Below are 2,458 nucleotides of genomic sequence, written 5' to 3' on the forward strand. Positions count from 1 at the left end.
CCCCCCCCCCCCCCCCCCCCCCCCCCCCCCCCCCCCCCCCCCCCCCCCCCCCCCCCCGGGGTCGTCAGCCCTGGGTGAGGAGTTCGAGGGTGTCGACGACGCGGTTGGAGAAGCCCCACTCGTTGTCGTACCAGGCGACCACCTTGATGTGGCGGCCGTCGACGCGGGTGAGGGCGGCGTCGAAGATCGCCGAGGCCGGGTGGCCGGTGATGTCGCTGGAGACCAGGGGCTCGGTGGCGTAGTCGAGGATGCCCTTCAACGTGCCGTCGGCGGCGGCGCGGTAGGCCTCCAGCACCTGCTCGCGGGTGACCTCGCGGGAGACGGTGGTGTTGAGCTCGACGATCGAGCCCACCGGCACGGGCACGCGGATCGAGTCGCCCGAGAGCTTGCCGTCGAGCCTCGGCAGCACCTTGCCGATGGCCTTGGCGGCCCCGGTGGTGGTGGGCACGATGTTCACGCCGGCGGCGCGGGCGCGGCGCATGTCGCGGTGCGGTCCGTCCTGGAGGTTCTGCTCCTGGGTGTAGGCGTGCACCGTGGTCATGAAGCCGTGCTCGATGCCGGCCAGATCGTCCAGCACGGACGCGAGCGGGGCAAGGGCGTTCGTGGTGCACGACGCGTTCGACACGATGACGTGGCGGGCCGGGTCGTACTCCTCGGTGTTGACGCCGTACGCGAGGGTGACGTCGGCGCCGTCGGAGGGGGCGCTGACCAGGACCCGCTTGGCGCCGGCGGTCAGGTGCGCGCGGGCGGCGTCCGCCGAGGTGAAGCGGCCGGTGGACTCCAGCACGATGTCGACGCCCAGTTCGGCCCACGGGAGCGCGGCCGGCTCGCGCTCGGCGAGCACCGTGATCCGGCGTCCGTCGACGACCAGGTCGGACCCGTCCACCTCGACGCTGCGGCCGAGCCGGCCAAGGGAGCTGTCGAACCTGAGCAGGTGGGCGAGGGACTCGGGCGCGGTGAGGTCGTTGACGGCGACGACCTCGAGGTCGCTGCCGCGCTCGATGAGGGCGCGCAGGGTGTTGCGTCCGATGCGGCCGAATCCGTTGACGGCGATGCGGGTCATGGCGGTTTCCTTTCGTTTGCCGTCTCCATGCTGGGCGGCGTGCGGTCGCCGCGGCAGTGGCGTGGACGACAGGGTGCGCAAGGATCCCGCCATACTTTTCGCCACTGACCGCAAGGATCTCGCCAACACCCCGCCCCCAAGTCGCGCCGACACCCCGCCCTCGAGTAGCGCCACCACCCCGCCCCCGAGTCGCGCCAAGAGCTCGCCTGGAGTCGCGCCGAGAGTCTCGCCATGCCCCTCAGGCCGAGAAGGTGTTCCGGTACTCCGTGGGCGAGGTGCCGAGAATGCGGTGGAAGTGCAGCCGCAGATTCGCGCCGCTGCCCAGGCCGACGCGGTCGGCGATCTGCTCCACTCCCAGATCGGTGCGCTCGAGCAGTTCACGGGCGAGATCGACTCGGGCGCGCAGCACCCACTGCATCGGCGTGTAGCCGGTGTCCTCCACGAAACGCCGGGAGAAGGTGCGCGCGGACACCCGGGCGTTGCGGGCGAGCGTGTCGAGTGTCAGCGGTTCCGCCAGGTGCGCCAGAGCCCACTCGCGGGTGCTCGCGAACAGGTCGCCGAGGGGCTCGGGGACGCTCCGGGGGACGTACTGGGCCTGGCCGCCGCTGCGGTAGGGCGCCGCCACCAGACGCCGCGCCACATGGTTGGACAGGCCGACGCCGTGGTCGTGCCGCACCAGGTGCAGGCACAGGTCGATGCCGGACGCCGCTCCGGCCGAGGTGAGCACCCCGTCCTCGTCCACGAACAGCACGTTCTCGTCGACCCGTACCAGCGGATGCCGTTCGGCGAGGGCCTTCGTGTAGTGCCAGTGGGTGGTGGCCCGCTTGCCGTCGAGCAGGCCCGTCGCCGCCAGCGCGAAGGCTCCCGTCGAGATGGCCGCGAGCCGGGCGCCGCGTTCGCGGGCCGCCATCAGCGCGCCGACGACCGCCGCGGGGGGCTCGGTGGTCGCCGGCTCCCGGTAGCCGGGGATGAAGACGGTGTCCGCGTGCTCCATGGCCTCCAGGCCCTCCGCCACGTGGTACGACAGTCCATCGCCGCCGGTCACCAGGCCCGGCGCGGCACCGCACACCCGCACCTCGTAGGGCATGCTCGGCCGCCTGGCGAACACCTGCGCCGGGATCCCCACGTCGAGCGGCTTGGCGCCCTCCAGCACGAGCACGACGACCCGGTGGTTCTTCCCGTGGCTCAACGCTCTTCCTCCTGCTCTGCGGCCCCGACGGGTCTTCCGGCCCCGACTGCGCTGCCGACCCGGCTCTCCCGCCCCGATGGCGGGGTGGACGGTCACCGCAAGCATCCTGCCACCGGGCGGCGGGCACCACCCGCCGACCAGACGCCGCCAAGGCGTCGGGCCCCGTGACGAGGGGGGGGGGGGGGGGGGGGGGCGCATCCCCCCCC

General features: G+C 73.2%; 2 protein-coding genes. Both read right to left on the reverse strand.

Features of this window, described 5'->3' with window-relative positions; translation table 11 throughout:
- Positions 1-64: 64 nt before the first annotated feature.
- Positions 65-1,063 carry a type I glyceraldehyde-3-phosphate dehydrogenase gene (gene gap, locus ACRWND_RS30570; protein WP_431955186.1) on the reverse strand — a complete coding sequence of 333 codons (999 nt, stop codon included), beginning with the start codon at positions 1,061-1,063 and terminating at the stop codon, positions 65-67.
- Between the two features lie 238 nt (positions 1,064-1,301).
- Positions 1,302-2,252 (reverse strand): GlxA family transcriptional regulator, encoded by a 951-nt coding sequence (locus ACRWND_RS30575; RefSeq protein WP_431955188.1) that lies wholly within the window; start codon positions 2,250-2,252, stop codon positions 1,302-1,304.
- Between the last annotated feature and the right edge of the window lie 206 nt (positions 2,253-2,458).

Origin of the sequence: Actinacidiphila sp. bgisy167, assembly GCF_965342175.1 — a bacterium.
Taxonomy (GTDB): domain Bacteria; phylum Actinomycetota; class Actinomycetes; order Streptomycetales; family Streptomycetaceae; genus Actinacidiphila.